The organism is Collinsella aerofaciens, assembly GCF_040926405.1.
Lineage (GTDB): Bacteria > Actinomycetota > Coriobacteriia > Coriobacteriales > Coriobacteriaceae > Collinsella.
Genome location: NZ_JBCOIG010000003.1, coordinates 72,897 through 99,627, shown reverse-complemented (window position 1 = coordinate 99,627; position 26,731 = coordinate 72,897). Strand labels below are relative to the sequence as shown.

At 67.9% G+C, this 26,731-nt stretch carries 29 protein-coding genes; 8 read left to right on the top strand and 21 right to left on the bottom strand.

Going from position 1 to position 26,731, the window contains the following annotated elements; translation table 11 throughout:
• Positions 1-5: 5 nt before the first annotated feature.
• The gene (locus AB5758_RS02250) at positions 6-431 is read left to right on the top strand and encodes a plasmid mobilization protein (protein ID WP_073293290.1); all 426 of its coding nucleotides are present in this window, start codon (positions 6-8) and stop codon (positions 429-431) included.
• An 83-nt stretch (positions 432-514) separates the two neighbouring features.
• Here AB5758_RS02250 and AB5758_RS02245 read toward each other — a convergent pair whose 3' ends face one another.
• Entirely contained in the window at positions 515-763 is a 249-nt protein-coding gene (locus tag AB5758_RS02245; protein WP_368155342.1) for a hypothetical protein, read from the bottom strand.
• Positions 764-1,306: 543 nt separating this feature from the next.
• On the opposite strand from AB5758_RS02245, the gene AB5758_RS02240 reads away from it, so the two are divergent.
• From AB5758_RS02240 to AB5758_RS02215, 6 genes are all read left to right on the top strand, one after another.
• Positions 1,307-1,678, top strand: coding sequence for a YraN family protein (locus AB5758_RS02240; protein ID WP_073293294.1), 372 nt, complete (start codon positions 1,307-1,309; stop codon positions 1,676-1,678).
• Between the two features lie 203 nt (positions 1,679-1,881).
• Positions 1,882-2,646: a ParA family protein gene (locus tag AB5758_RS02235; RefSeq protein ID WP_073293296.1), complete on the top strand. Its 765-nt coding sequence runs from the start codon at positions 1,882-1,884 to the stop codon at positions 2,644-2,646.
• A 4-nt stretch (positions 2,647-2,650) separates the two neighbouring features.
• Positions 2,651-3,589 carry a ParB/RepB/Spo0J family partition protein gene (locus AB5758_RS02230; protein WP_368155340.1) on the top strand — a complete coding sequence of 313 codons (939 nt, stop codon included), beginning with the start codon at positions 2,651-2,653 and terminating at the stop codon, positions 3,587-3,589.
• Positions 3,590-3,799: 210 nt separating this feature from the next.
• Positions 3,800-4,246 (top strand): CopG family transcriptional regulator, encoded by a 447-nt coding sequence (locus tag AB5758_RS02225; protein WP_368141615.1) that lies wholly within the window; start codon positions 3,800-3,802, stop codon positions 4,244-4,246.
• The gene (locus AB5758_RS02220; RefSeq protein WP_368141616.1) at positions 4,234-5,409 is read left to right on the top strand and encodes a relaxase/mobilization nuclease domain-containing protein; all 1,176 of its coding nucleotides are present in this window, start codon (positions 4,234-4,236) and stop codon (positions 5,407-5,409) included. The genes AB5758_RS02225 and AB5758_RS02220 overlap by 13 nt, the downstream gene beginning before the upstream one ends.
• A 92-nt stretch (positions 5,410-5,501) precedes the next feature.
• A complete protein-coding gene (locus AB5758_RS02215) occupies positions 5,502-6,056 on the top strand; it encodes a hypothetical protein (RefSeq protein WP_073293304.1) in 555 nt (184 codons plus the stop codon).
• 205 nt (positions 6,057-6,261) lie between these two features.
• Here AB5758_RS02215 and AB5758_RS02210 read toward each other — a convergent pair whose 3' ends face one another.
• The 19 genes from AB5758_RS02210 to AB5758_RS02120 all read right to left on the bottom strand — a co-directional run bounded on the left by AB5758_RS02210 (position 6,262) and on the right by AB5758_RS02120 (position 24,921).
• Positions 6,262-6,993, bottom strand: coding sequence for a class B sortase (locus AB5758_RS02210; RefSeq protein WP_368141617.1), 732 nt, complete (start codon positions 6,991-6,993; stop codon positions 6,262-6,264).
• A gap of 72 nt (positions 6,994-7,065) precedes the next feature.
• Positions 7,066-9,795 (bottom strand): VaFE repeat-containing surface-anchored protein, encoded by a 2,730-nt coding sequence (locus AB5758_RS02205; RefSeq protein WP_368141618.1) that lies wholly within the window; start codon positions 9,793-9,795, stop codon positions 7,066-7,068.
• Between the two features lie 12 nt (positions 9,796-9,807).
• A complete protein-coding gene (locus AB5758_RS02200; protein WP_346964608.1) occupies positions 9,808-10,266 on the bottom strand; it encodes a DNA gyrase in 459 nt (152 codons plus the stop codon).
• Between the two features lie 109 nt (positions 10,267-10,375).
• Positions 10,376-11,377, bottom strand: coding sequence for a VirB6/TrbL-like conjugal transfer protein, CD1112 family (locus AB5758_RS02195; RefSeq protein WP_346964607.1), 1,002 nt, complete (start codon positions 11,375-11,377; stop codon positions 10,376-10,378).
• Positions 11,378-11,379: 2 nt separating this feature from the next.
• Positions 11,380-12,078 (bottom strand): hypothetical protein, encoded by a 699-nt coding sequence (locus tag AB5758_RS02190; protein WP_346964606.1) that lies wholly within the window; start codon positions 12,076-12,078, stop codon positions 11,380-11,382.
• Positions 12,079-12,108: 30 nt separating this feature from the next.
• Positions 12,109-13,710: a C40 family peptidase gene (locus AB5758_RS02185; protein ID WP_368141619.1), complete on the bottom strand. Its 1,602-nt coding sequence runs from the start codon at positions 13,708-13,710 to the stop codon at positions 12,109-12,111.
• Between the two features lie 2 nt (positions 13,711-13,712).
• The gene (locus AB5758_RS02180) at positions 13,713-16,190 is read right to left on the bottom strand and encodes a VirB4-like conjugal transfer ATPase, CD1110 family (RefSeq protein WP_346964604.1); all 2,478 of its coding nucleotides are present in this window, start codon (positions 16,188-16,190) and stop codon (positions 13,713-13,715) included.
• Positions 16,159-16,584, bottom strand: a complete 426-nt coding sequence (locus AB5758_RS02175; RefSeq protein WP_073293314.1) for a PrgI family protein — start codon at positions 16,582-16,584, stop codon at positions 16,159-16,161. Before AB5758_RS02175 ends, AB5758_RS02180 begins: the two co-directional genes overlap by 32 nt.
• A gap of 12 nt (positions 16,585-16,596) precedes the next feature.
• Positions 16,597-16,812: a hypothetical protein gene (locus AB5758_RS02170; RefSeq protein ID WP_006234636.1), complete on the bottom strand. Its 216-nt coding sequence runs from the start codon at positions 16,810-16,812 to the stop codon at positions 16,597-16,599.
• Between the two features lie 84 nt (positions 16,813-16,896).
• Positions 16,897-18,714, bottom strand: a complete 1,818-nt coding sequence (locus AB5758_RS02165; RefSeq protein WP_368141782.1) for a VirD4-like conjugal transfer protein, CD1115 family — start codon at positions 18,712-18,714, stop codon at positions 16,897-16,899.
• Positions 18,711-19,262: a hypothetical protein gene (locus AB5758_RS02160; protein ID WP_169277613.1), complete on the bottom strand. Its 552-nt coding sequence runs from the start codon at positions 19,260-19,262 to the stop codon at positions 18,711-18,713. Before AB5758_RS02160 ends, AB5758_RS02165 begins: the two co-directional genes overlap by 4 nt.
• Positions 19,263-19,318: 56 nt before the next feature.
• On the bottom strand, positions 19,319-19,852 hold the full coding sequence (locus AB5758_RS02155) for a peptide ABC transporter substrate-binding protein (RefSeq protein ID WP_368141784.1): 534 nt from the start codon (positions 19,850-19,852) through the stop codon (positions 19,319-19,321).
• A gap of 201 nt (positions 19,853-20,053) precedes the next feature.
• Positions 20,054-20,842, bottom strand: coding sequence for an ATP-binding protein (locus AB5758_RS02150; RefSeq protein WP_073293320.1), 789 nt, complete (start codon positions 20,840-20,842; stop codon positions 20,054-20,056).
• A gap of 14 nt (positions 20,843-20,856) precedes the next feature.
• Positions 20,857-21,372 carry a hypothetical protein gene (locus tag AB5758_RS02145; RefSeq protein WP_073293322.1) on the bottom strand — a complete coding sequence of 172 codons (516 nt, stop codon included), beginning with the start codon at positions 21,370-21,372 and terminating at the stop codon, positions 20,857-20,859.
• Positions 21,373-21,376: 4 nt separating this feature from the next.
• Complete coding sequence (locus AB5758_RS02140; protein ID WP_273354874.1) at positions 21,377-21,625, bottom strand: helix-turn-helix transcriptional regulator; 249 nt, start codon at positions 21,623-21,625, stop codon at positions 21,377-21,379.
• 78 nt (positions 21,626-21,703) lie between these two features.
• Complete coding sequence (locus AB5758_RS02135) at positions 21,704-21,922, bottom strand: helix-turn-helix domain-containing protein (protein WP_073293326.1); 219 nt, start codon at positions 21,920-21,922, stop codon at positions 21,704-21,706.
• A 738-nt stretch (positions 21,923-22,660) separates the two neighbouring features.
• Positions 22,661-23,080: a YjdF family protein gene (locus AB5758_RS02130; RefSeq protein WP_117648540.1), complete on the bottom strand. Its 420-nt coding sequence runs from the start codon at positions 23,078-23,080 to the stop codon at positions 22,661-22,663.
• 504 nt (positions 23,081-23,584) lie between these two features.
• Entirely contained in the window at positions 23,585-24,547 is a 963-nt protein-coding gene (locus tag AB5758_RS02125; RefSeq protein ID WP_075844146.1) for an Abi family protein, read from the bottom strand.
• A gap of 113 nt (positions 24,548-24,660) precedes the next feature.
• Positions 24,661-24,921 carry a hypothetical protein gene (locus AB5758_RS02120; RefSeq protein WP_368155339.1) on the bottom strand — a complete coding sequence of 87 codons (261 nt, stop codon included), beginning with the start codon at positions 24,919-24,921 and terminating at the stop codon, positions 24,661-24,663.
• 480 nt (positions 24,922-25,401) lie between these two features.
• On the opposite strand from AB5758_RS02120, the gene AB5758_RS02115 reads away from it, so the two are divergent.
• Positions 25,402-25,629, top strand: coding sequence for a hypothetical protein (locus AB5758_RS02115; RefSeq protein WP_368155338.1), 228 nt, complete (start codon positions 25,402-25,404; stop codon positions 25,627-25,629).
• A gap of 370 nt (positions 25,630-25,999) precedes the next feature.
• Here the strand turns inward: AB5758_RS02115 and AB5758_RS02110 are convergent, their stop codons facing one another.
• Positions 26,000-26,419, bottom strand: a complete 420-nt coding sequence (locus AB5758_RS02110; protein WP_225093259.1) for a YjdF family protein — start codon at positions 26,417-26,419, stop codon at positions 26,000-26,002.
• Positions 26,420-26,731: the final 312 nt, after the last annotated feature.

Genomic DNA, 26,731 nt, shown 5'->3' with positions numbered 1-26,731 from the left:
GAAGGATGCCGTGCGAGAACAGCGCCCGCAAGCGCAGTAAGACGATGGCGTTCCGCTGCACGCCCGAGGAGCATAAGCTCATATGCGAGATGGCCGCCTGGAGCGGCATGAACAGGCAGGACTACATCATCGCCAAGCTCACCGATACCCAGGTCGAGGTGAGACCCTCTGTGAGCGTGCAGAAGGCGCTGAAGGACTCGATGGCGGAGTTGGCCAAGGAAGTACGGCTGGCGGCCTCCTACAGCGAGCTGAGCGAGTCTCTGCAGCAGAGAGTCGAGCACGTGATGAGGTTCTTCCTGGCGCTCGGCGAGCCTATTGACTCGCGAGTGGACGACGCGTCTCAGGAAGAATCGTTCCCGGCGATGGCGACTGAGGTCGAAACTAACGACAACGCCGACAATGCAAGTATCTTTGGAATGGGTCGCGGCTAACGCTCATCTAAGCGCCGACCAGGAACTGCGATTCTTTAGGGTGTTGCCCGCAAAGCAAATAGTTAATCTTCCGCGAAAGGAAGCTAAACGGTCCGTTCCTCGACATAGAGGATCTCGTTTTGCGCCTCCAGGATTCGCGCGGCGTCGCCGATGCGCTCGGCGCACCTCTCGCTTATCGACCTCAGGGCCAGGACCCCCTCGACGTCGAGCAGGTCCAGCTGGTCGGCGTGCGCCAGGGACTCGAGCAGCTGGTCCAGGCCCCTCGCCAGCCTTCCTGCATCCGCCACCGCGTCAAGCAGCTCACGACGCTCGTCCTTCTCGTTGATATCCATCATTGGCTGTCCTCCTTCTTCCGACGGACGTGTTGCGCAGCACCGTAGCCGTTCCGCATGGAGAACCATCTCGCCACCGCGATCCCGTGCGCATATTGGCCGCAAGCGGCGCGGGGAATGCCGTCCCGATGCGGACCACGGCACCGCGACTCGGGAACGCGCCGTCGTTCCCGCCGCGGCGTCGTCTCCAATCCCACGGGAGCCCAGCAACCGCCGACAGATCGCATCCCATGCCTGGAAGCCTCGGCGCCCATGCCTGATTCCATGCCGCACGCCTGCGCCCTTCCGATCCGAAACCCGCCCCGGCGTTCCTTGGACGCGCAGGGTCGCACGCCGGCAGGCGGCCCGCAAGGGCCGCGACACTTTTTCGGGTTCTTCGCTCCATGCGCTGCGCGCGCGAACAACGCGAAAAACTGCCGTCGGAATACTTCTATTTCCACGCCCGACTTCGCTTCCTCCCTTGCCGGCACGCCCGCGCCGCATGCGACTCACGCGACGCAAGGCACGCCACAGGGGCGGGCCTCCGAGTCTAAGGAGCAAGACATGAACGACATGAAGGAAAAGGCGATGGGCGCGGTCAGGACCTTCCTCGAGCGTAAGGGCTACGAGATCGTCGATGAGGCCTGGCAGGGGCCCGAGGGCATCGGCGGAATCGACCTCGTGGCGGTGGACGAGGACGGGACCCTGGTCTTCGTCGACGCCACGGTCCGGATCGGAACGGACGGCTTCCCCGAGGCCCACAGGGCGCGCGGGCTGCGCGAGGCGCTGGCGGCGACGTGGCTCGCCGGCAACGGCGACGACTACGCCGACACGCCGGTCCGCTTCGACGAGGTGGCGATGATGGTCGTCAAGGAAAACCGAGCGCTCCTGCGCCACCACATCAACTGCTTCGGCGAGATGGAGCCGCTCTCCTAGGCGGCGCGCCCGGCCCCGGGCTCCCGGGGCCGGGTTTCCCCGAATCCACCCCTTGTACCACGAAAGCGTACATATCCGTACGTTTTCGTGGTACACTCCGCTTGTCGGACAAATCCGTACGGTTTTGTCCCGACGCTCCGAGACTCGGGGCGCGCCGGACCGGATGCGCCGAGGCGCGCCCCACGCTAGAGAGGACGCGACCCATGCGCACGATAGCCATTTCCAACTACAAGGGCGGCGTCGGCAAGACGACGACCGCCGTGAACCTGGCGGCGATCTTCGCCGCCCGGGGCCTTCGGACCCTGCTTGTCGACCTCGACCCGCAGGCGTCTGCCACAGACTTCTTCGGCCTCTACGACCGGGCCGTCTCCGAGCGGCGCACGTCGGTCGAGCTGCTCTACGGCGGCGCGCCCGTGGAGGAGGTCGCCTACGCTGCCGGGGAGAACCTCGACGTGGTGGCCTCGACCATCGACCTCGTCGACCAGAACGAGATGCTCCTGCGCGAGCAGCGACTCAAGTTCGCCCTCGACGACGCCTCGGGCTCCTACGACGTCTGCCTCATCGACTGCAGTCCCGTGATGCGCAGGCTCGCCTTCAACGCCTACCTCGCCGCGGCGGAGGGCGGCATGGTCGTCATCCCCGTGAAGCTCGACTCCACCGTGATGCGTGGCACGGCGCTCACCGTCGAGGCGACGCGCTCCATCGCCGACGCTCTGCGCATGCCCACGCCCCGCTGGAAGATACTGCGCACCTGCGTGCCCGGCCGCATGACCAACGCCGAGGCCACGGGCGCGGCCGTGCTCGACGGGTTCTTCCCGGACGAGCAGTTCGAGACGGTCATCCACGCGAGCAGCAAGGTCTGCGAGGGCAGCTGGCAGTGGAAGCCGGTGGCCGCCTTCGAGCCGGGGAGCCGCCCCGCGCGCGACTACAAGGCGCTCGCAGACGAGGTGTGCCGTGAACTCGCCTAGGCAGGTGGCCGCGGGCTTCACCATCACGGGGCTTCTCGACGGCGCGTCGCGCACCCGCGGGCGCTACCCGGTGTCCGAGATCGCGGTGGCCGACATCGCCGACCACCCGGCGAACGCCGCGTACTCTATGGACCCTGCTGGGATAGCTGAGCTCGCCGAGTCCATACGCGAGGACGGCCTCACCGACCTGCCGCTCGTGCGAAAGGTCGGCGACGGCTCGTGGCAGATGGTCTCCGGGCATCGGCGCAAGGCCGCCTACGCGCTGCTCGCGAAGGACGACCCCGCTTACGAGAGGATGCCCTGCCGCGTGATAGAGGGCATCGACGACGAGCGGGCGGTGACGCTGCTCCACGCAGCGAACTACTTCACCCGCGCGCTCACCGTGACCGAGCGCGCCGCCGCGACCGAGGCGCTCAGGGGCGACGCCGTGCGCCTGCGCTCCGAGGACCCCTCGCTCTCCGGCATGCGCGTCGACGACGTGAAGGCCGCCATCATCGAGCGGCAGACGGGCCGCAAGGTCTCCGGCAAGACCATTGCGCGTGAGGAGAGGCTGGCCCGCCGGATTGCCGAGGACCTCTCGCCCGAGTGGGCCGCCGAGGCCGATCGCGGCAACCTCAGCGCCGAGGCGGTGCGCTCGCTCGCGGGCATGCCGAAGGAGCGCCAGGCGGAGATGCACGCCGCAATGGAGCCCTGGCGGCGCACCAAGCGGGAGCTCTCCGACTACGTGAGGAGCGAGAGCAAAACGCAGGCCGGCCCCGACGGGCGCATCTCCAAGGCAGCGAGGCTCGTCGCCGATTTCCTCGAGAGCCCGCCCGAGAGCCCGAGCGCGGCCGACCTCTCGCTGCTGCGTGAAATGGCGCTCATGACCGCGCCGTACGCGGAGGCGGGCACCGATGCCCGAAAGCGTCGCAGAAGGGCCTCAGGCCCGAAATCCAGCAAGTAGCCTATGGCGTCCGACATCGCGTCGGGCGTCCATAGCACTTGGGGACCGGGCGGCCTCGGACCCGTCATGCCGCGGGCCGTTCGGGAGCCCGCTTTCGCGAGGCCCGGTCCCAGAGGCGGCGCCCGAGCCGGGCCGCCGCCTGCGGGGGATCCCCCGCGCCCCTAGAGAGACGCGCCCGCCGCGCGGCGGGCCCGAGGAAAGGAATCCGCCATGGAAGAGGAAGCCGGCGCCGCCAAGAGCAAGGAGCGCCGCGTCACGTTCCGCATGGAGGGAGGCGACTACGGCGCGCTCTGCGAGCGGTGCGAGCGCGCCGGCCTCAGCAAGTCGGAGTACCTGCGCTACCTCGTGCGCATACCGCTGTCGACGGAGGCCAACGCGGGAGACGAGCACCGCATACTCGTGGACCGCAGGGCCCTGTGGGCGATGTCGCGAGAGCTCACGAAGTGGGGCTACCACTACAACCAGGCCGTGCACGCGATGAACCTCATCAACTTCCACGCCCGCCACGGGCACGTCGACCGGGACCTCGTCGCGGATAGCATCCCGACGATCGAGCGCGAGCTCGCCGACGTGAACGCCGCGGCCCGAGAGATGGCGGCGGAGCTCGGTCGCATCGGCGCCGACTTGCTCGTGGAGGGCTCGCCATGCCGATCCTGAAGCCGATAAGCGGCCACGGCTCGACGGGCGGCATCCGCCGCTACCTCGAGAAGGGAGGCCGCGCCCTGGCGCGCGACCTGTTCAACCTGAGCTACGACGAGCGCGACGCCGGCGCGCTGGGGGAAGACGCCAAGGAGGCCTGCGCCTGGGACGCCGAGATGGACGCCACGCGCGCCGCGTTCGGCACGGACGCACCCTGGAGGGGCAAGCCCGCGCGCACGTTCAAGCACTTCGTGCTCTCGCCGGACCCCGGCGACGACATCGACCTGGCGACGCTGCGCGAGCTCGCGTGCTCGTGGGCGCTCAGGCACTTCGACGACCACGAGATCGCCATCGTCTACCACGACGACAACGCCCGCGGCATACCGCACGCGCACATCGTCGTGAACAACGCCAACCTCCGCACCGGCTACCGCATGCAGACCCAGCACCCCGAGGACCTCAACCGAGACCTGCAGGACATGGCGCGCGAGCGCGGGCTGTCGGGGCTCTCCAACGACCGGGCGCCCGAATCTCCGTCGAAGGCGCGCGGGCGGGCAGGTGCGGGCGGGCCCAGGAGCCGCAGGAGCGTCTACCTGGGCCGGGCCGAGAAGGAGATCATGCGCTCGGGCGGCTACTCGTGGGTCGGCGACATCCGCGCCCGCGTCGCGCTCGCCAAGACCACGGCGCGCGACGAGGCGGAGTTCTTCGGCATCCTCGACGCCCTGGGCGTGCACGTCGCCGACAACTCGGCCAAGGCGCGGCGGGACGACTGGGTGTTCAGCCTGGCGGAGGAACCGTCCAAGAAGGTAACCGGCGAGCGCCTGGGGTTCGTCTACGGCAAGGAGATGCTGCGCCGGCGCTTCGAGCGCGAAGGCGCCTACCGCCCCACGGACGCGAGCGCCGCGCGGATCCGCGAGGCCGCCGAGCGAGCCCTCGAGCTCAACGACCTCTCGGAGCTGAGCAGGCTCTCCTCGGCGCTCGAGACGTGCGCGAAGTTCGACGTCGAGTCCATCGAGGAGTTCGGGCTCAGGATGGCGACGCTCGAGCGGCGCGGCCAGGCGGGCGGCGAGGGATACCGTCGCCTCGAGGCCGCCCGCGCCTACATGGCCGAGAACGGGCTCATGCCGCTCAAGACCCGCTACGGGGACAATCGCGGGCGCGTCGATGCCGGCGGCAACTAGCGCAGCGACCGGCATGAGGACGAGCAACAGCGCATCCTCGCCGCCGAGCGGCAGCGGGCCCAGCAGGACCAGCGCAGGGAGAGGGGCCGGAGATGATGGTGAGGATAGAGTACGAGGGCGGCAGGACGACGCTGTTCGACACGCTCTCGTTCACGGAGGGGTCGCCGTTCTCCGGCGCGAACATGCTCACGGAGTTCGAGCTCGAGATGCGGGAGGAGCCCGAGAAGGGGCTCTGGCTCACGGCGAACTGGCACCAGGTGCGCGACGACTGGCGCGCCGACGCGCCCGCGGACGGGATACCGGCCGCGCGCAGGTCCCGTGGCTGGCGCTTCATGCTGGCCTCGGAGGCCGAGCTGGGGCGAGCCCGCCGCGTCCTGCTCGACGGCGACGAGGCGTTCGCCCGGGTGCGGGGCTTCCTGTGCGACGCGGCCGCGATCGGCGCCTGCTACCGCGAGCACGTGGGCCCTCCCTCAAAACCGCTGAAATCGCAGATAAGGGACCTGCAGCGCGCTCTGGGGAGGGCAGAGGTCCCGGGCGTGCCCGACGAGCTGGCGAGGCTGCTCGCGCAAGAGAAGGAGGAGGGCGCCGACGAGGGCGCCCGCAAGGTCAAGGAAGATTGGGGTGACGTCGATGAAGAGGCTTGGTAGGTTCCTCATGGCGGCGCTTAAGGTCACGCTGGGCTTTTTCGTCTGGCTGTTCCGTGCCGTGTTCAAGTGGGTGATGTGAGAAGAGGCGGGCAATTGCCCGCCTCTTTCCGTTGTGCGATTTCGATTTCCCACGGCTAGTCCCGGTCGTCGTCGCCGGCTGCGCAGCAGGCGTAGGCCGTGAGCGTGAGGAGCCCCATGAGGAGCCCTATTCCGAAGGGCGCGAATCCCATCCTTCCACCTCCTTCGCGTAGACGACGGTGCGCGAGTTGCTCGTCTGGTAGCTGCACGTCACGAAGGCCCAGGCCTGCGCGACGTCCGAAGGCTCTTCCAGGACGACCTCGCACCGGGACAATTTGTCCCCGAGGTAGGCGGCGAGCTCCGCCGCGTCGGCGAAGTCGGTCCGCTTGCCCTCCGAGCTCGCGTCGACCACGTCGGCCGCGAAGACCTTGAGCTCGATCGCCTTCTCGCGGGTGTAGATCCGGATGGTGCGGTGCCCCTCGGCGAAGTCGCGCGACGAGTACTGCGCGAGCGGCGCGAACATGGTGCCGTCGGACATGTGGTGCCCGTAGACGATGACGAGCGGGCTCTCGGCACCCTGCGCGCACCCGGCATCTATGTAGGGAGCGCCCCACGCGGATCTTTCGCCGCCGGCGTCGTGCGTGAGGTAGAAGTCGGGCGATTCGGGCCGGCCCTGGACGATCGGGTAGTCGACGGTCGTGCCCGGCACGCGCACCCAAGCGACGACGGAGGCGGGAAGGGTGTCCCAGTCGATGCCGCCTCCCGTCTCTTGAGCCTCCATTGTCGCGCCCTCTTCCGCAGTAGGCACCTCGTGCACCTCGTAAGGGTTCCTCTCGGACAGCGGCAGGACGGCGAGCGCCCCCATCGCCAGCAACGCTGCGGCGACGGCGAGCGCCGTGGCGGCTTTCCCTTTGTTCATGTCCTCCCCCGTTCGCGGGGGAGGCCCCGGGCGAGCGCCCGGGGCCTCCGGTTCGGTATCGATGCGGCGCCGCTACTCTTCCGGCTCTTCGTCTGCCGCGTCCTTGCTTGCGCCGGCCGTCTTGCGCTTGCGGTACGCGAGCGCCCCGCCCGCACCCGCCGCAGCTGCCAGAGCGATGCCCGCGGCCACGGCGTAGCCGGTGCCGTCGGGGGCGTCGGCCCCGGTCTTGGCGTAGGGCTCCTCGGGGACCTCGGGCGTGCCGGGGTTGTCCACGACGACGCTCTGCTCGGCGGAGTCGATGTCCTCGTGGGCCGCCACGACGTTGCCGGCGGAGTCCAGGACCTTCTCGAAGACGACGAGCTCGTCTCCCTCGGCCAGGCCCTCGGTATCGAACTCGAAGGTCACCTCGACGGTGCCGGAGGGTGCCTCGGGCTCGAAGGGCGTGCGCGCGGTCACCTCGTTGCCGTCCTTGTCGAGGAACGGCTCTCCGGTGCCCTTGTCCATGAGCGTGCCCACGGCGATGTAGGTCTCGCCGGGGACGAGGCCCTTGTAGGCCACCGTGTCGATGACCTTGGCCTTGCCGGCCTCGATGACCTGGTCGCCGTCGGCGGCGTCGGCCGCCTGCGTGCCCACCTCGACGGCGACGTGGACTGTCTGGCCCTCGTCGGAGAGGTCCGCGTGCGACGCCACCTCGGCCTCGTCCTTGCGTAGGCTCTCGAACGCGACCAGGTCGCGGCCGCCGAGCAGGCTCGCGTCGAAGGCGATCTCGACGTCCTGGCTGCCGGTCGAGAGCGCGGGGGCGAACTCGGCCTTGGCCTCCACGGGCACGCCCGAGGCGTCGGCCACGGGCTCGCCGGTCGCCTTGTCGACGAGGGTGGCCGAGAGCTCGTACTCCTCGCCGGCCTTCAGGCCCTCGTAGGCGACGGTGTCGACGACCTTGGCCTCGGCGTCGGCCGAGACGTCCTTGTCGCCGTCCGCCCCGTCCTTTGCCGTGGTGGAGATGCGCGGGCCCTCCTGGTCGTCGAGGCCCATCCACACGGCCTTCGCGACCGTCGAGTCGCGATCGACCCAGAAGCTCCTCGTGATGAGCTCGAGGTCCTCGTTGGCATCGCAGCGCAGCTCGGTCATGGTGTAGGCGCCGTACGGCAGGGCCGCCAGCGAGTCGTCGACCGGCGCCGAGGAGCCGTCCTCGCCGAGCGAGAACCAGATGCCGGCCTTCGGGTCCATGTCGGCCGCCATGATCGGGCCCTCATGGCCGAGCAGGGCGTCGTTGGCGTTGGTGTCGCTCGAGTGCCTGTTCCAGCTGCTCGCGGTCGACGCATCGCCGTTGCGGTCCGTCACCAGCACGTGCGTCTCGCCGGTGGCCGCGTTCTCGATGGCGAACGGGACCATGAGGCCGGCGTTGTCGGACTCGCTCTTCTTGGAGAGCTCGAGGTCGTTGCGCACCACCTGGTCGCGGAACTCGAGCGCGGCGCCGTCCGCGGAGGCGCTCACGATCTCGCCGCCGGCGCGGACCTCGAAGGTGCGGGGCTCGCCGTCGGTCAGCAGGTAGCTCCCGTTCGTCGCCGTCTCCCGCACGTCATAGGTTCCGTACGGCAGTGCGTCGGCCGCGGTCTGCGCGGTGTAGGCGCCGGCCTCGTCGTTCCATGCGGTGATCAGCGTGGCCACGGCCTCGCCCGGCTCGCGCCACTCGCCGTCAACGAGGACCTTGTGCGCCGAGCGGTTCGTGACGGTGAACTCGATCCCGTCGAGGCCGGGGTGCTCGCCAGGCGCCTCCTTGTGGTCGCTGCCCGCGAGCGCCTCGGACGCCTGCAGCTCCTTGTCGGACTTGGTCACCTGCACGCCGCCGCGGAAGACCTCGTCGGTCACGGGGTCGCCCGTGAGGTCGCGCACCTCGTCGGCCTTCACGGTGAACGCGATGGAGGCGTCGCTGGCGTTGTAGCCCTCGGGCGCGCCGGATTCGACGATGCGGTAATTGCCCGCGGGGAGGGTGTCGGCGCCGGTGGCGGCGACGTGCGACCCGTCCTTGGGCGCGGTCTTGATCGTGGCGCATACCTCGCCGTCGGCGTAGTACTCGCCGCCGACCAGCACGTAGCGGCCGGTCTCGTTAACGACGGAGAAGCTCGCGCCGTCGAGCGAGGCGTCGCCCTGGGGCTCCGTGCCCGCCTCGGAGTCCGTTTTGGCGACCTTGACTCCGCCCGTGGACCAGCTGAAGCTCACGAGCGTCTGGGAGCCGCCGCCGGTCCTGACGCAGAACGCCTCGAACCCGGCGGATACCTTGCCGGCGCCCGCCTTCATCTTGGCGAAGGTCCCGCCGATCAGCTCGGATTTCGCCCAGGAGGCGAACTCGGCACTCGTGCCGTGCGTGGCAGCCGACTCGGACCCAGAGTAGGCGTAGGCGATGAGCACATGGCTCGCCGCCGCGTACTTCGCGTCGTCCCAGCCGCCGCCGTCGTACCAGCTGCCCGGGAACATCGACGCGTCGAAGCCGGGAGAGCCGAACGAGTACCAGATCGCCGCTGTCACGTCGCCGCTCGGCACGGGGCTCGTCGAGTAGGAGCCCGGCGCGGGCGTCGGGGACGAGGGCTCGGCGCAGTAGGCGATGTTGCCGTCGGCGCTCATCCACGTGGTGGCGAAGCCGCCGTAGGGGATCTTGCCGCCGATGGACACGTCTACCGTGCTCGGCGCGGCGTAGGCGGGCGAGGCCGCCACGGAGGCGAGCAGCGCCCCCGCCGCCAGGATGAGCGCCATGGCGCATCGGAGGAGCTTTTCCTGCAGGGTGCAGTCTTTCGCTGCGTTCATCTTTCCGCCTCCCTATCTCTCGACGCTTCGCTGTGCGCGGGGCACCTCGTGCTCGGCAGCGCGGCTCGCCTGGCGGGCGTGCTCGGCGCGCTCCGCGAGGTAGCGCGAGCGCCCTGCGTCAACGGCCTCCTTGAGATGCGCCGGCATGACCTTCACGGTGTCCTTGACCGCGCGGCCGCCCTCGTCGAGCTCGGGCTGGCCGTCCGGGCCCATCACCGTCTTTCTCAGCCACACCTCGCGGTTCGCGAGCAGCGGTATGTCCCGGAAGTCGGCCCCCTTGAAGCGGCTCTCGTTAACGAACATGGGGCTGAACTCGTAGCCTCCCACGTCCATGCCGTCGACGACGGTGCCCTTGGGAAGGGTCGCCGAGTTGAAGGTCCTGGCCTCGCCGGTCGCGCGGTCGGTGTACTCGATGCCCTCGCGCACGAAGCTCTTGTGCAGCGAGAGGTACACGTTCTTCCTCTCTTCCATGTCTTTCCTCCTTTTCGTTTTCAATCGGTCCTTGTCTTCATCCGCCGGGACGCGTGCCCCGGCGCGGTGCCCCTATCTCATGGCGACCGCCCCCTTCCTCGCTTTTCCGCTAGAAGCCGCTCACGATGTCGCGCGCCCAGGAGCCGCTTTTCACGAGGGCCAGGATGAGCAGCGCGCACATGGCCAGGTACTGCAGCGCGTAGGTGAGCCCGTTTGCGACCGCGTCGGCCGGGGTGCCCGTCCCGGGGTTCGCCCCGGTGAGCCCGCCGAGCACGAGCGGGAACGATATGAGCAGCACGAGGATGATGACGCCGGCGATGCAGACCGCCCCGAAGCTCTTCAGGTAGCCGAGGCCTATCTGGCGCGTGGCGTCCATGCCGAGGAACGCCAGCGGGATCGGGGCGAACGCGGCCATGATGTAGAGCTGGAGCGCGCGGGCCCAGCAGACCACGAGGGCGACGACGTAGGCCGCCAGCACCACGACCCAGCTGATGAGGCTCACGACGAGCATGGCGATGAGCGACGGGATGTCGTCATCGGTGGTGACGACGGACACCTCGGGCAGGTCGAGCGCGCCTCCGGCGCCGAAGAGCGCCTCGACTCGGTCGATGGCGAGCCCGCAGACCTCGTAGATCGACGCCATCAGGTCGAAGCTGTTCTGTATGAGGAACAGGAACACGGCGAAGAACACGAGGAGGAAAACGACCTCCTTGACGCCGGGAAGGCTCTGGCTGCCGTCCATGCGCTGGGAGATCTCGATGAGCTTCAGAGTGAAGACCAGGCCGAGCACCCCGCACCCGATCGGCAGGATGGCAGCCTGCCATACGCCCCGGGCGACGTCGTGCATGGTCAGGTCGCTCGAGCTCGTGAGCATGTGCGCGAAGTCGGCCGAGAGGATCCCGTTCGCGCCGATCGACCCGAGCACGCCCGTTTGCGCCTTGAACATCCAGTTGCAGCAGTCGCGCAGAAGGCCGCACAGCCAATCGTTGACGTCCCCGGCTATGTCGGCGTATGCCGGCTGCGCGGGGACGAGCAGGAGCGCGCAGAGGGCGAATGCCGTCGCGGCGGAGATGGCGAACGCCCTTCGGCGTCGCGATCCAAGCGCCCGCACGGCTACATCGCCTCCAGCGAGCCGCCGCGCGAAACCACGGTGACCACCGTCGAGGCGGGGTCGTCGAGCGTGAAGGTCGTCGACGCGACGTTTCCGGCGTAGTCGAGCCACACCTCCTTGTCCCAGGTGGCTCCCGTCGCCTGCGGGGACACCTCCGCCGCCTTCCCGGCGACGGCCTCCTCGATGGCGGCGACGTCTGCGCCAAGCGCCTCGGAGAGGCGGTCGTCGGTGCCGGTCACGGAGAACGCTCCGACTTGCGCCTTCTGGGGCACGTAGGCCTGCGTCAGGAGGTCGCATGCCAGGGTGCGGGCGTCCCCGTCGCCCGAGACCTGGATGAGCGAGAGCCCTCCCGCCTTATCGCCGGTTCCCTTGACCTCGATGGGCATGCTGAGCACGCCGCCGGCCTCGGAGGGCTCCTCGGCCGAGAAGAACCAGGCGCGCTCGGTGCCGCCCGCGCTCTCCACCATGGCGCCCTCGACGATCCGCAGCGTGGCTGTCGGGTCGTCGGCGCCCGTCCATGCGGTGTTCCAGAGCGCCTCGGCGCCCGAGGCGGCCTTCCCGGTTGCCGCGTCGGCGCCTGCAGCCGCGGGCTGCTCTTGCTCCTGTGGACTATCCTGCGCGCCTTCCTGCGGGGCGATGGCGCAGCGCGCCGCGCCCGCGCCGAGCGCCACGGTGAGCGCGCTTGCCGCGACGGCGGCCATGACCCTTGACTTTCCCTGCATTGGTTTCTCCTATCTCGCGGTGAGCGCGCAGCTGAAGCTGCCGATGCCGCTCGCCATGCGGCACACGTCGCCCGTTCGCGGCTCGTGTATGTACCTGTCGTCGCCGATGTAGATGGCCACGTGGCCCGAGCGGTAGAGGATGTCGCCGGGCTTCGCCTCCGAGAGCGGTATGCGCCTGAGCTCCTCGTACTGGGAACCCGTGTAGTGGCTTATGCGGATGCCCGCCTGCGCGTAGCAGTATTGCGTGAGTCCGCTGCAGTCGAGCGCCTTGCCGGGGGTCGAGCCTCCCCACACGTAGGGCACGCCGAGCTGGCTGTACGCCGCCTCGACGATCGCGTTCCCGCTCGCGGATGCGTCCTTCAGGTCCTCGACCGTCATGGAGTCGAACCTGTAGAGGCCCCATTGCGCCATGATCGACTTCAGGGACTCGACGTAGGACGAGTCGGTCGCCCAGCCGGCGTCCTTGAGCCCCTCGGCCATCCTGTCCGAGTCGCGCCTCTCGATCGCCTCGCGGATGAGGGCGTTGCCCGAGTAGCGCTCCGCCTGCAGGAAGACCCTGCTGCGGAAGCGGATGCACTCGGCGTCGCCGGTGAAGCGGATGAAGCTCGCCGTGATCTGGGTGTGCTCGCCGGGCACGTACTCCTCGCTGGTGGCCCAGTTCGCCTTGCCGGCCACCTCGGGGCAGCCAGCGTAGCCCGACCACCACTTCATGCCGAAGAGGTTGTGGTCGCGTTCTGCGAGCTGGCTCATGCGGTCGCCCTGGCCGGACTCCTGGATGATCTGCGCGATGGTGCAGCCCGCCGGGTGCCCGTACTCCTCCTGGCACTCGAGCGCCGCCTCGACCATCTCGTAGGTGATGTAGGGCGGCAGCCCCTCGAGGCCCCGCTTGGAGGCCGCGTCGTCCCAGAAGCCGAACAGCGCGCTCAGCAGCTGCGCGACGGCGAGCGCGCAGGCGACGAAGGCCACGATGCCGGCCACCGCCCCGAGCAGGGCGGGCGCGGCGCCCGAGACCGCGCCCGCGATCGCGGAGGCGGCGCCCTTCGACCCCGCGGCGCGGGCCGCCTCGCCCGACGCCTGCGCGGCCGCCTGGGTCGCCTGGTGCTTGGCCGGGGCGGTCGCGCCGGCTGCCTCGGGGCCGCGCGCGCCTCCCTTTGGGGCGCCGAGGGCGGTCGCCGCCTTGCGGCTGCTCTGGGCGGCTTTCTTCGCCTTCCTCTGCCGCAGCCTTCCCGCGGCCTTCTCGGCCGCACGCCCCGCGTCGTACATGCCCGAGGCGCCCTCGAGCTCCTCCGAGTCGTCGAGTTGGGAGACGGCCTCCCGGGCGATCGCCAGCTTCGCCGCCTCGACGCGCGAGCGCATCGCGGCCGCCGCGCGCCGGTCGCCGGCGGGTTGGGACAATTTGTCCCCGAGCCCGCCTTCCGGGGCGTCGGGCCTGGATGGGCGCCCCTTCGCCGTTGCGGCGGGGCCTCCCGCCTCGTCGAGCGGGCCGGCGCCCTCCGAGACGTTTCCCAGGGCGTCGCGCTCGGTCTCCGCGACGTCGCCCGCGGTGAGCACGTCGCGGCGCCGCGCCCCGACCACCTCGAGCATCCCGCCGCCCTCGCTCGGGACGGCCATTCCTATTCCTCCGCCTCTCGCGCCGCCCGGCGCATCTCGCGCTCGGCGACCTCTGCGGGCTTGGTGTTCCACAGGTCGTAGAGCGGGCCTTTCGGGAAGTCGTCGGTGATGGGCACGCGGATCCCGGCGCTGATGAGCAGCCCCTCGCCGGGCTTGACGGCGTCGCCGATGTAGCCGCGCTCCGTGGCGGAGAGCTGGAGCATCTCCGCCCATGCGTCGAGGTCGGCGGTGGACTGCTTGTGCAGCAGGAAGAACTCGGAGTTGAGCACCATGTCGCGGGCCTCGGCGTTGGCCAGCATGTGGCTCGTGTTCTGGCTGATGCCGGTGCAGATGAGGCCGAACTTGCGCCCCTCGCGCCACAGGCGGGCGAAGTACTCGACCACCGTCGGGTGCGCGAAGAGGCTCTGCACCTCGTCGATGTAGAGCCAGGTGTAGTTGGGGCGCGGCGGCGTGACCATCACGCGGTTGCGCACCATCTCAAGCGCCGTGATCATGCCGAACACGCGCATGTTCTGGCCGAGGCCGTGCATGTCGATGTTGGTGATGCGGTTGTCGAGCGCCACGTTGCTCTGGCCGTTGAAGAAGGAGAACGCGCCCTTCACGTAGCGCTCGTAGCGCAGCGCGATGTCGGCGGCCTCGGACTCGGGCTGAGCGAGCAGCGCCGCGTGGAAGTCGCCGAGCGTGGGCAGGCGGCCGTCCCTCGCGCACTCCCGGTACGCCTCGCCGACGCAGCGGGCGATGATCGAGCGGTCGCGCTCAGGCAGGCCCTCGCGGCCCTCGGCCATGAGCGCGCTCGAGAGCGCGAGCACCGCGTCGGTCTTGTACGCGAGCTTGGCGGCGTCGGCGCGGTCCGCGACGTCGGCGGTGTCGAGGGGGTTGAGCACCGCCGAGCATCCCGGGGCGAGCTCGACGTTCGCGCCGCCGAGCGCGCCGACGAGGTTGCCGTACTCGCCGGCCGGGTCGAAGATCACGACCTCGTCCTCGGGGTGCGCGAGAACGGTGTTGGTTATCTCGCGCTTGACCGAGAAGCTTTTGCCCGAGCCGGGCTTGCCGCACACGAAGCCCATGGGGCTCGCCAGGCGCTTGCGGTCGCACAGCACCAGGTTCCCGCTCTCCTTGGACTGCCCGTAGTAGCCGCCGCCCGCCTCGTCGAGGCTCTGGCTGGCGAAGGGCATCTGCATGGCCACCTGCCCCGTGGTGAGGTAGCGGCTCACGGTGACGTGGTTGTCACCGAGCGGGAGCACCGAGTTGAGAGCCTGGCGCTGCCGGAAGTGGAGCGGCTCGAGGCCGATCGTGCAGCCCTGCGCGACGCTCGTCACCTGCTGGACGCGGCGGTCGAGCTCCTCGAGGCTGTCGGCCCAGGTGTAGACGAGGCCCGTGTAGACGAACAGGCGCTCGGACTTGTTGCGCAGGAAGTCGAGCAGCTCCTCGGCCTCCTCCTTCGAGAAGCGCAGCTCGGGCGGCAGGATCTGGTAGTCGTAGCCCTTCTTCACGGCGCTCATCTGCTCGTCGATGATCTCCTTGTCCATCCAGTCGATCTGGCGCTTCACGAGCGCGAGCGCCTCGCTCTGCGCGATGGGCTGCACGTGCAGCGTCACGTTGAGCGGCAGCGGCAGGTCGATGATGGAGGCGAGGTAGGTCTCCTCGATGACCGACCCGAAGCTGCGCACCGCGAGCACCGCGCCGTAGCGCTCGTCGCTGCGGAAGCAGTCGGACCTGCCCTCGGGCTTGAAGTCGAGCGTGGAGGGCATGACGAAGTCCTTCGTGCGCGCTCCCGACGTCGGGGACAATTTGTCCCAGGAGAACTCGAAGCGCGACCCCGGGCGCAGCTGCCCCTGCAGAAGCTCGAGCCTCTCGACGCCGTCGAGGGCGCGCGACGAGCAGCGTATGCGCGCGAGCGTCTGTTCCACGTCGCCCCGGATGCGCGCGAGCTTGGGCACCGCGGCGTCGACGTCGTCGGCGCCCACGGCGTAGGTCAGGTAGCGGTGGCGCACGAGGTTCGAGACGCCCTCGCGCATCTTGTCGTTGAGGATCCGGTTGTACTCTTCGGCGAGCCCGGCGGTGGCGCGCTCCCCGGGCTCGAAGAAGACCTTGCGGCCGACCTCGTCGGCGGGGATGGGCGCGTTCACTACCTGGAGCTGCACGTGGGAGTCCGCCGGGAAGTAGTTGAACAGCGAGCTCATCACGGTGAAGGCCGTCTCGCGCGCCTCCTTGCGCGCGGACTGGTAGCTGATGTCGGAGAACTCGACCGTCTGGCTGAACACCCCGGGCATCACCTGGGCGATTCCGTCCCTGTACATGGCGTCGTAGCCGACGTAGGCGGCCATCTCGCGCGAGCGGTCGCGCTCCCGACGGCGCCTCTGCCGCTCGGCCTCCGCGCCCTTCGAGGCGTCCTTGCGCCCGCCCGTGCCGCCGAGGAGCAGCCCGAGGGTGCTCGGGCGCTTCGGCCTATTCTCCTTGTTGCTTCTTGCTCGGCTCATAGAGCTCGGCTCCTTTCTTCCTTGCCCTGCGCCTCGCGCGACGTCCCGGGCGGCCCGGGCGCGGCGAGCCCTCGGGGAGGCTCCCGGCGAGGCAGGGCTCGTACGCGAGCAGCTGTGGGGAGAGCTCGTGTGCCGCCAAAAGCGGCAGCAGCTCCTCGGCGCGCATGCCGAAGGGCCGCCAGAACCCGGCGAGCCAGAACGGCATGCTGCAGAGCATGATCGGGAAGGCCGCGTCCGCGACGTCGGCGTGCAGGCCCAGGTGGACGAAGGCCGCCGCCCCGACCGCGCTGCCGAAGCCGAGCGACACGCATGCGAGCGTGCGCAGGCTCATCTTCCCGACGATCTTCTCCTCGTACTCGCCGATGTCCTTCTGCACCGGTATCCTGAGCGCCATCCGCGACGCCCCCTATGCCGGCAGCCAGGACGTGTCCAGCTGACCGAAGTAGACCGACGCGGCGATGATGATCGCGCCGCCGGCGATGGTGGATATGGCGGTCGCGATCTGCGGGCCGCCCTGCTGCTCCCTGATGGCCAGGCCGAGCGAGACCGCTCCCCACACGACCAGGAAGCCGCCGAGGAAGGTCACGCAGCCCGACACGAGCTTGATGACGTTTGCGAGCATGCTGCTCTCCTTTGCTTTCGGTTGACGATGTTCCTTGCTGTTCCTCCCCCGCGGCGGGGGAGGCCCGCGCCCGCCGCGGCCCCGTCACGAGTTGCTTTCCTTCTGCCTGCGGTACTCCGCGAAGTCGAACGGGCCGCGGCGCGCGGCCTCCTCGAGCAGGCGCGAGCGCGGGTGGCGCTCGAGCCGGTACTTCCGGTCCATGAGCGGCATGCACCCGTTCACGAGCACGAGCGCGTCCTCGCGCGGCATGCGCGCCACCTCGGCGGGCTGTATGAGGTCGCGCTCGGAGATGCCGCGGTTCACGGTCCGGGTCCAGCCGGCGCCCCGCGAGTCGCTCTGCGTCTCGCTCGCCACCGTCTGTTTGCCGGCCATCTTGCTGATCTCCTCGTTGGTCTCGTTCGCCTTTCCGCCCAGGTAGAGCAGCGTGTCGCAGGCGTTCACGATGGTCTCGGCGTTGTTGTCGCCGTAGGTCTCCTTCAGCTGCGAGAGAGACTGGGCGATCATCGAGACGGCGATGTTCCGGCTGCGGGTGACGGCGATGGTCCGCTCGAAGTCGGGTATGCGCCCGATGTTGGCGAACTCGTCGAAGACGAAGTGCACCGTTGTGGGCAGCGAGCCGCCGTGCGCCTCGAGCGCCTCGGCGCAAAGCGCGCTCACGGCCGTATCCATGAGCAGGGCGAACAGGAAGTCGAAGGTCGAGTCGGTGTCGCTCATAGACGCGAAGAGCGCGACCTTGGCGCCCTCGTCGCCCATGTGGGCGAGGTCGAGCTCGTCTTTGGAGGTGAGGTCGCGCACGGCGCGGATGGAAAGCGGCTTCAGGCGGACGTTGCAGCTCGAGAGCATCGACTTCATGGTGTCGCCGGCGGCCACGCGGAACTCGCGGTAGCTCGCGAGCGCGAAGTCGTCGGGCGGCGCGGGCTCGCGGACCTTGACCCACTCCCACGCGCCGTCCTCCTCGGAAAAGCCGCGCAGCGATCCGCCCTCCGCCGAGGCGCCGCCGCGCCTGACGTAGCGCTCGCCGGTCTCCAGCTCGCGGAACACCATGTCGAGCGGGCTCATGTAGCCCGGGTCGTCGCGGGCGTCGGCGAGCGAGAGCAGCGTGAGCAGCCCGTCGAGGTTTCGGTCGGCGGGCTCGCAGTGCATGACGAGGTAGGCCGTGAGCGCGGTGTAGACCAGGCGCTCGGCCTTCTCCCAGTAGGGGTCGCCTTTGTGGTCGGCCTCGCCCTCGGTGTTGGCGACGATGCCGCGGGCGAAGCGGATGACGCCCGCCTCGTCGCGTATGTAGGCTATGGGGTTGAAGCGCATGGAGCGCGTGAAGTCGATGGTGTCGAACGCGCGGATCTCGTAGCCGAGCTCCGCCAGCGCGCCGCCCATCTCGCGGATGAGCGTGCCCTTCGGGTCGGTCACGAAGAAGCTGGCGTTGGCCTGCAGGAGGTTCGGCTTGACGTAGTAGCGCGTCTTGCCGGTGCCGGGTCCTCCCACCACGAGCACGTTGTCGTTGGTGTCGGTGGAGAGGTCGAACCTGCGGCTCACGAGGCGGATGCGTGCGTTGTCGGTGAGGATGATGTTGTTGTCGGGGTCCTTGGGGTCGCCGAAGGGCGCGATGTCCTTGCGCGTGGCCCACCTGGAGCTACCGTGCTCCTCGCCGTCGCGCCGGGCCCCCTTGGTCCCCAGTGAGCGGGCCCAGGCGAGGAGCGCGCCGCACGCGCAGGCGGTCCCGGCGCACAGGGGAACCGCCTCCGCGGAGAAGACGCGCCCCGCGCGGAGCGCCGCGGGGATCGCCGCCATGGCGGCCTCCGGGTCGAGGATCGGGTTCGCGCCCGACGCCGCGATTGCCGCGGCCGCGAAGTCTCCCGCGGCGAACGCCGCCGCGGCCAGCGCGGCCGCCGCCTGCCACCTCATCTCTCGGGCCCCTCGATCTGGCGCGGGCCGCGGTCCCGGCCGATGCCCTGGCTGTGGGCCCTCGACGCCTCGCGCGCCCGCTCGGCGCGCTCCGCCAGCCGCTCGGGCGCCTGGCGCCTTTCGGCTATCTCGGAGAGCCGCTCCCTTGCGCGATCGGCGGCCTTGCCCGTCTCTTGCTCCAGCTGGCGGAAGGCCTCGTCGACCTCGGGGGCGTCCTCCACCTTGAAGAGCAGCCAGTCGCGGCCCTCGCCGGGGATGATGTGGTGCTCGACCGACGCGGCGCGCAGCTTGTCGGAGACGACCTCCTTGATCGTCGCGTACTCGGGAAGCCCAGAGAGCTCCTCGAGGCTGAGCTTCGCGTAGGTCGGCGCGCCGTCGGCCGCGATGGCCTCGGCGCGCCCGCCGGCGATGGTCCCGCGGATTCCCGCGAGGCGCTCGGAGAGCTCCCTCGCGCTGCGCGCCATTGCCTCGGCGCCGGCCTCCTGGCCGATTCTCAGCATCCAGTCGAGCAGCTTGCCGCCCGCCTCGTCCCCGTAGTCGCTCGCCATCCCGCGCCTCCCTTCCAGTCGAGATGAAAAAGGGCGCCTTCGCGCCCCGGTCGTCCCTATTCGGCCCCGACGGCCCTCTCGCGCGCCATTGGGGCGCGGGCTTCCTGCCCGGCGTGCGCGCGGCTCGCCTCGCGGGCGGACGCGGCGCGCTGCGCCAGCGGCTCGGGAGCCTTCTCGTGCAGATGGGCCCACTCGCCGCTGCGGCACTGCTCCGGCGTCGCCTCGCACATGTCGCGCATGGCGCGCTCGAACCGCTCGGGCTCCTGGGCGATGGCGCCGAAGCTCCAGCTCTCGAAGCCGGTCCACGCGTCGCCGTCGCGCTTGAGCGTCCACCACTCGTCGCCGCCGTTCACCTGCTGGATGAACGCGAGGTCGCGGTAGCAGAACCCCTGGCGTATGGGCCAGTTGCCCGAGCCGAGCGCCTCGCGGAGCCTGTCGACGCTGTCCGTGCGGGAGAACTCGTAGGGGTACTCCTCGAGGAACGGGTCGTCCTGCCAGTCGAAGCCGCCGACCTTGAGCCAGCCGTTCTCCTGGCACTTCTCCACGAGCCCGTCGTGCTCGCGGCCGGTTATCCTCTCGAAGCCGTCCATGGGCCCTCCGCCTTTCGTTTGTTGTTTGGCGGGCGGCGTCCTCGCGATGGGGGCACGGTGCGAGTCGGAGCAGGCGTGCGTGCCGGCGCGTCGGCGCCGCCCAAGACGTGTATAGCGATTTCGATTGCGGCGGCGACCGGGGCCGCCCGCGATGGGTCGAGCTGGGTCGAGCCGTCCGCGCCTCCACGGGAAGCGCACAAGCTAGCCGAGCCGGCGCCTGTCCCTTCCGCCCAGGTAGACGGGCCTGCAGGTCTGGGAGATCCTGCTCGCGATCGCCTCTGCCGTTACGCGCTCGCCGCGCCTCGCGAGCCTGTCCGCCAGCGCGCCCGGCGCATAGTTCGACGTGACGATGGTCGGGCGCATGTCCTCGTAGCGCGCGTCGAGCACGCTGAACACGGTGCCGACGGACCATTCCGTCGCGTCCTCCTTGCCGAGGTCGTCGAGCACGAGGACGTCGCACTTGGCGTACCGCGCGACGGCCGCCTCGGTGCCGCCCTCGTCGAACGTGGCCTTCACGCGCTCGAGCATGCCCTTGGCCGTCGTGAAGGCGACGTCGTAGCCGGCCTCGGCGAACAGCCTGGCCATGGCGGAGGCGGCGTGCGTCTTTCCGGCGCCGACGCCCCCGTGTATGTAGAGCCCGGCGCCTCCGTTGCCGGCGAACGAGGCGATGTACTCGGCGAACTCGGGGCGGTCGGCCTCGGCGGCCCAGTAGCGCCTGGGGATGCCCGCGCGCGCGAGCGCCTTCTCCCGGCGGGCGGCCTCCTCCTTGGCGGCGAGGGCCGCGCGCCTTCGCGCCTCGGCCTCCCGCTCGCTGGTTGCGCCCTCGCACGGGCAGGGGGCGCTGGAGACCCAGGCGACCCTGCCCGCCAGCGCTGCGCCGAGCGGTTCGAGGGCGGCGCCGCAGTGCGGGCACGCCCTCGGCTCCGGCTCGTCGAAGGAGAGCCCGGCGGCCCGGGCCTGCTCCAGGGTGATGAGTCCCGCTCGGTCCATCGGGCGCCCCTTCCTTATCTTCTGAAGTCCTTGTTGTCCCTTTTGCTTATTGGGTGGCATATCGTCAGGGGTTTCCCTGTCATTTCGTCAGGGGTTCGGGCTGCGAGCCCTGACGGTTCGTCATCCTTGTTCGCGGCGAACCCTGTCATTTCGTCACCCTTTCGCGCCGGGAACCCTGACGAATCGTCAGGGGTTGCCAACGCTCCGGGCGGCAGCCTCTCGCGCACGATGCGGTATCGCTTGGTGGCATGCCCGCGCGCCGGGGCGTGCACGCCGCACTCCTCGATGAGGCCCTGGTCGAGCAGGTTGCGGATGGCGCGGTGGACGCTGCGCTCCTGCACGTTGAGGAATCGGGCCAGGCCGCCCTTGCTCTCGAAGTAGCCGCACCCGGCGTCGCAGAAGCCGAAGATGCGCGCGTAGACGAGCAGGGGAAGGCCGGAGAGGCCGAGGTCCGCCATCATGAAGTGCCGTACCGTCGCGAACTCGCGCGGGGAGGGGCCGTCGCGCCCCCTCGGGCCTGCGGCCGCCATGGCGCTAGCCCCTTCTTGGCGAGCCGACGACGCTGTTGCGCTCGACCCATGCGACGAGCTCGTCGTGCAGCACGATGCCGTCGCGCGTCTTGCCGCCGATGTAGCGGATCGGGAACGGGTCGTCGGGGTCCTTGGCGAGCCGGTACATGGCGTCGCGGCTGATGCGCAGCATCGCGCACGCCTCGTCGGCGCCGAATATCGCGTTTGTCGATGTGATGAGCCTCACCTGGCTCCTGCTAGTGCTCTTGGTCATGGTCGTCCTCGAGCTCCTTTCGTCTCGAGGCTCCCTCGCGTGCCCGGCCGCGGGCGGCTTCCGGGGCGGTCGCCGCCGTCATTTCCTGCCGCTCCTTGACTCGATGTAGGCGTCCACTGACGCCCTCGAAACCAGGAGCTTCCTGCCGAGCCTGTACGAGTCGATCTCTCCCGACCAGATGAGGTCGTACGCCTTGTTTCGGCTCGCCCTCATGTACTGCTGCATCTCGATCACCGTCATCCATTCGTCGCGGCCCTGGTTGTTCTCGGGCGCGGCGCATTCGGCTGTGCGTGCCATGGTTCCTCCAATCTTCCCGTGCGGCACCGTGCGGGCACACCGCGCGGCACAGTGTCCCTTTTCGTCTGCGCGACGATTGAACCGCCTGCTGGCGCATCGCGCGCATGACGGGAACGGAGACGGGTCGAGGTGGGTCGAGCTGGTCGGGCCTCCACGAAACGGCCATGAGCCGCGTGGCTTAGCTCTCAGCTAAGTCCCTGAAAAGTAAAAGGCGCCCATGCGGGCGCCTGCCTAGGAGCGATGTTCGTTCGGTTGTGGTTGGAATGCTTCTCTTCCGCGGTGCTGTCGTCCGGGGTCCGGCATCTGTCGTTCGCCTCTTCTGTCGTGTTTGATGTTGTGTGTTATGCGAGCGACCTTGCGCGGGCCTGCCGGCCCGTTGCCCCAGGTGCACCCGGGTAAATGGTACCCATCCGTTGGAACATGGACATCGCGGGAGGGCTGTTTGGGCAAGCTAGGATGGATGAGCGGCGGGGTTCTAAATGCAATAATTCGAGCTAAAGGGCCTTGTACTCTCTTTTGTAAAACGCGAGGGTGCAATAAACTCGACGATCCCCCTGAACCTTTTCTGAACGAATCAGCTCTTAGGCGGTATGACGCGACACGCATCGGTAGTGCTCGGACTGGGTTAGTCATCGAGTGGGTATAGAACATACGTTCTGTATAACGTTATAGCACCAGGTGGCAGGCGTAGTTTCAATCGAAGCTACGCCTGCTGCTATATATGGGTTGATGGTGGTATCAATGACCGCGATGCTTCTGTTTGCGCTTCAGTTTTCGCTGCTCGAAGCGCGCCTCCGCCTCATCCGCGCGACGCTGGCTTCTTGCTTGAGCCGATTCCCGCTTCATCGTCTCCCGCTGATTCGCGAGCGCCTGCTGCGCCTTGGTGCTCATCGCCGGCTGCTTGAGGGCTTTCGCCGCCTCGCGGGCGCGTCTCTTGGGGTTCTTCGCGGGCTCGCTCGCCTCGGACGGATCGTCACCGAAGAACGCGAGCTTCGCCCATTTGCTTGTAACGAATCGCAGGATCTCCTCATCGGACGGTTCTGCGCCGAAGACGATGCGGGCGACGCCGTACCTGCCGTCCTCGACATGCTCCGCCAGCCCGACCCAGAATTGGCCGTCGTGATATACGGTCAGGGTGGACGACACGCTGATCTGCATGGCTGGTTCCTCCTTTATGTAGATGACCATGCAGAGAAGGGACAACCAAGGAGGCAGGTTACTGATGCGGACTCCCGCACGCCCACGACTACCCGACGGGGACTGTGTTTTCATCTCTGGTGCCCGCATTGTAGCACGCGCGGATTCACGATGTTGATTGCCGGCGCCTAGACGGAGATGAAGGCGGTTCGATCTAGGTCAAGCCGGTCGCTCGTTCATGAAGCGGCCGATTCCCTGAAAATAAAAGGCGCCCACGAGGACACCTACAGGCTATCTTCGAACTACTTGGTTGGGGCAGACGGAGGAAAAAAATAGGGCAGAATCGCTCTCACGATCCCGCCCCGCAAACCCGAGGGTTTCTAACTGGCTCCATTATTCCGGGCTTCTCAGTTCTGTCATTGACCCAGGTATCATCCGTCTCCTATAGCGAGTGAATATAAAAATAGGGCAGAGTCGCTTGCGCAAGTCCGCCCCTAAAACCGTGAAGGTTTTGCTATCTGCAGGCTATTCTACCAACCCGAGCGATTCTGTCAACCTGCGAAGGAACTCGAGCGCGGAGCGAGCTGCGGCGTCGGGCCCCTTGTCGGGCAGCGCCTCGGTTTCGCCGTCGGCCCTGGCGAACATCTCGGCGAGCTCGGATGCGGCGCGCGAGCGCGAGGAGCCCTCGGGTACCAAGCCGGAGTGCGCCACGAGCACGGTCGCGACCTCCTGCATGGCCGTATTCCCCATCCACTTCCTCCTGGTCGCCTTGGGAATCCCCACGGCGGCGACCCTTCGGGAGACGCCGCTGGACGCCGAGCCCCGGGCGGCGCCCCTCTCGGCGAAGCAGTTGATCAGGCACGAGCCGTGCGCGGCGCAGTTGCGGACGGACTTCACGCGCTTGAGGTCGTAGTGGGAGGCCTCGAGGCGCCTGTCGCCCCATCGCCTGGCGCAGAAGCGCACGAAGTCGATGAGGGTGCCGAACGAGGTGAGCTCAAGGAAGGCCCAGGCAGGCATGTCGCCGGAGTACTTCGCGTAGAGGCTCGAGCTGTAGGGGCTGCGGCCGCTCATCTTGAGCTCGCGCAGGCGGTACTCCCTGTTTGCAGTGGTAAGCGATGCCATGTAGTCGGCCACGATGGCGTAGCCGTCCTCTCCACGGTCCTCCATCTCGCGAAGCAGTGTCACCTTCTGGAAATGCTCGATGTCGAGCGTCATGCCGAGCAGGGCGTGGCGCAGCTCCTGGTCGAGCGCCGCGAGCAGGCGCAGCTGGCCGAAGTCGAGGTCTACGTAGCGGCCGTCGCGCGGGCCTCCCTCGTATTTCGAGAAGAGTTTGCGGTAGGATGCGAGCTTGAAGAAGTTGCACTTGTCGCGCAGGTAGTCCGCGGCCTCTTCCTCGGAACACAGTTCGAAGGCTACGCCCTTCTGCTTGAGGTGCTCTATCTGCTGCTCGATCGTGAGGATCGGCTTCCTATCGTGGGGTTCGGCCATGCTCGGTCTCCTGTCATTGATTTGAGAATCCTATTCTACCAGCATGTTTGCCCTGAATCCTGAAGGCCCGTTCGCCAACTCATAAGCAAGCCACCTGAGACTACTCACTTTGTTCACGAATGGCGAAGACCTGCGACCTGGGGTTTTGCAAATGGCGCGCAAGCCACCCGCGTTAATTCACTTGCGATTGCAGCTGGCGGCTTGCGGGCAAAAGGGCGGTTGAGTTTCAAAACGGGCGTTTTCGGCGCCATCGAGCATCCAAAGGCGACCCGCCGCGCACTTTGGGACAAAAACAAAAACTCAAAGCCCTGAGTTTGAAAAAAGTTTTTGAGGTTGTCCCAGCTTTTGTCCCCGAAGCCGACGAAACGCGACATCGCGTCATTCGGCGGCACGCGTTCCGTGTCGATGCCGAAAACTGGGTGTAACTGGAGTGACGGGACGGAAGAACCGACGCCATCGAGTGGGAATAGAAAATTCCTTAGTTATGGGGGCATAAATTTGATTTCCTTTAGGATAAACCCCCATAACTATATGAATTGACCAGCTGACTCCAATGAAGATTGGAGGGTAACTGCCAGGGGTGACGGCCCAGCGAGTGTTATTTTGCGAGCTATGCGCATTGAAATCGACCTTTCGTGGTATAAACTACTCGCCGGAAGCCGCGGCTTTCAGAGTACGGCTTACGTGTACGTTTAACCTCCGTGGGCGACGGGGTGCCGCAAGGCGTAGAATATCGCCCACCTGTAGGGGCCTGCAACGATGCGGGCCCCGCTTCGTATGAAGGGGGCGTAACCGATGAAGATCGTATCCATCCCCAGGACTTCTTCGACCTCGTCGAGGGCGACCGCGAGCCCATGCTTAAGCACAATCGCCCCTGCATCGTGGTGGTGAGGCTGCGTTTCCGCGGGAAGCGCAGGGACTTCGCCGTGCCGCTGCGCTCCAACATCGCCCCTAACGTGCCCAAAGACCAGTACTTTGCGTTGCCACCCCGCCCCACGACGCGCCCCGGCTGCCGCCACGGCATCCACTACATCAAGATGTTCCCCATAACCAAGGCCTACCAGCGCCGCTTCAGGACCTAGGGCTCGGCCTACTACGAGACGTTCCGGCGCATCATCGATGGCAACACCAAGCGCATTGTCTCCGAGTGCCAGGCGTACCTCGACCGCTACGAGCGCGAGGGAAGGCCTCGCTTTGCCGTCGACATCGACCGCATCGTGGGGCTGCTGGAGGGCGAGAAGTAGGGCACCTCGGCTCAGTCTCGAGCCATGCGGAGTCGCTCCGCATTTTTGAACGCCGCGTGTGCGTCCCAAATACTTGAGAAACAAGCTGTGAAGTGCGGTGGCGCGCCCGTGCCCGCGCGCAGCCGTCACCATCAGCGCCTACGCGGCGTCGGCTTCAAGTGGAACTGGCGCCGCTGCTGTATATGGTTTGCCTTGCTGCAAATAGCGATCAATGCCCGCGATGTTTCTGCTTGCGCTTCAGTTTTCTCTGTTCGTAGCGCGCATCAGCCTTTTCCACACGGCGTCGGCTTCTTGCTTGAGCCGACTCCCGCTTCATCGCTTCCCGCTGTGCCGCGAGCGCCTGTTGTGCCTTGGTGCTCACCGCGGGCCGTTTAAGGGCTTTCGCTGCCTCGCGAGCGCGCCGCTTGGGGTTCTTCGCGGGCTTGCTTGTTTCAGTGGCCTTGTCGCCGAAGAACGAGAGCTTCTCCCATTCGCTTGTAACGAATCGCAGAATCTCCTCATCGGACGGCTCCGCGCCGAAGACGATGCGGGCGACGCCGTACCTTCCGCCCTCGACGTGCTCCGCCAGCCCGACCCAGAATTGACCGTCGTGATATACGGTCAGGGTGGACGACACGCTGATCTGCATGGTTGGTTCCTCCTTTATGTAGATGACCATGCAGAGAAGGGACAACCAAGGAGGCAGGTTACTGATGCGGACTAGCGCACGCCCACGACTACCCGACGGGGACTGTGTTTTCATCTCTGATGGCCGCATTGTGGCACGCGCGGACGCGCCCTTCGTCGCTGCCGACATGACATGGCTGGGATTCGTTTCTCGACACATCCTTTTGTATATTGCTTTCCCGGTTTCGAAACTTTAAATAAATTCGAGTTTCGAAACCGGGAAGGAGAGTGTATGTGAGAGGCGATATGAGCATCAACTTGATGCTCGAGGGGG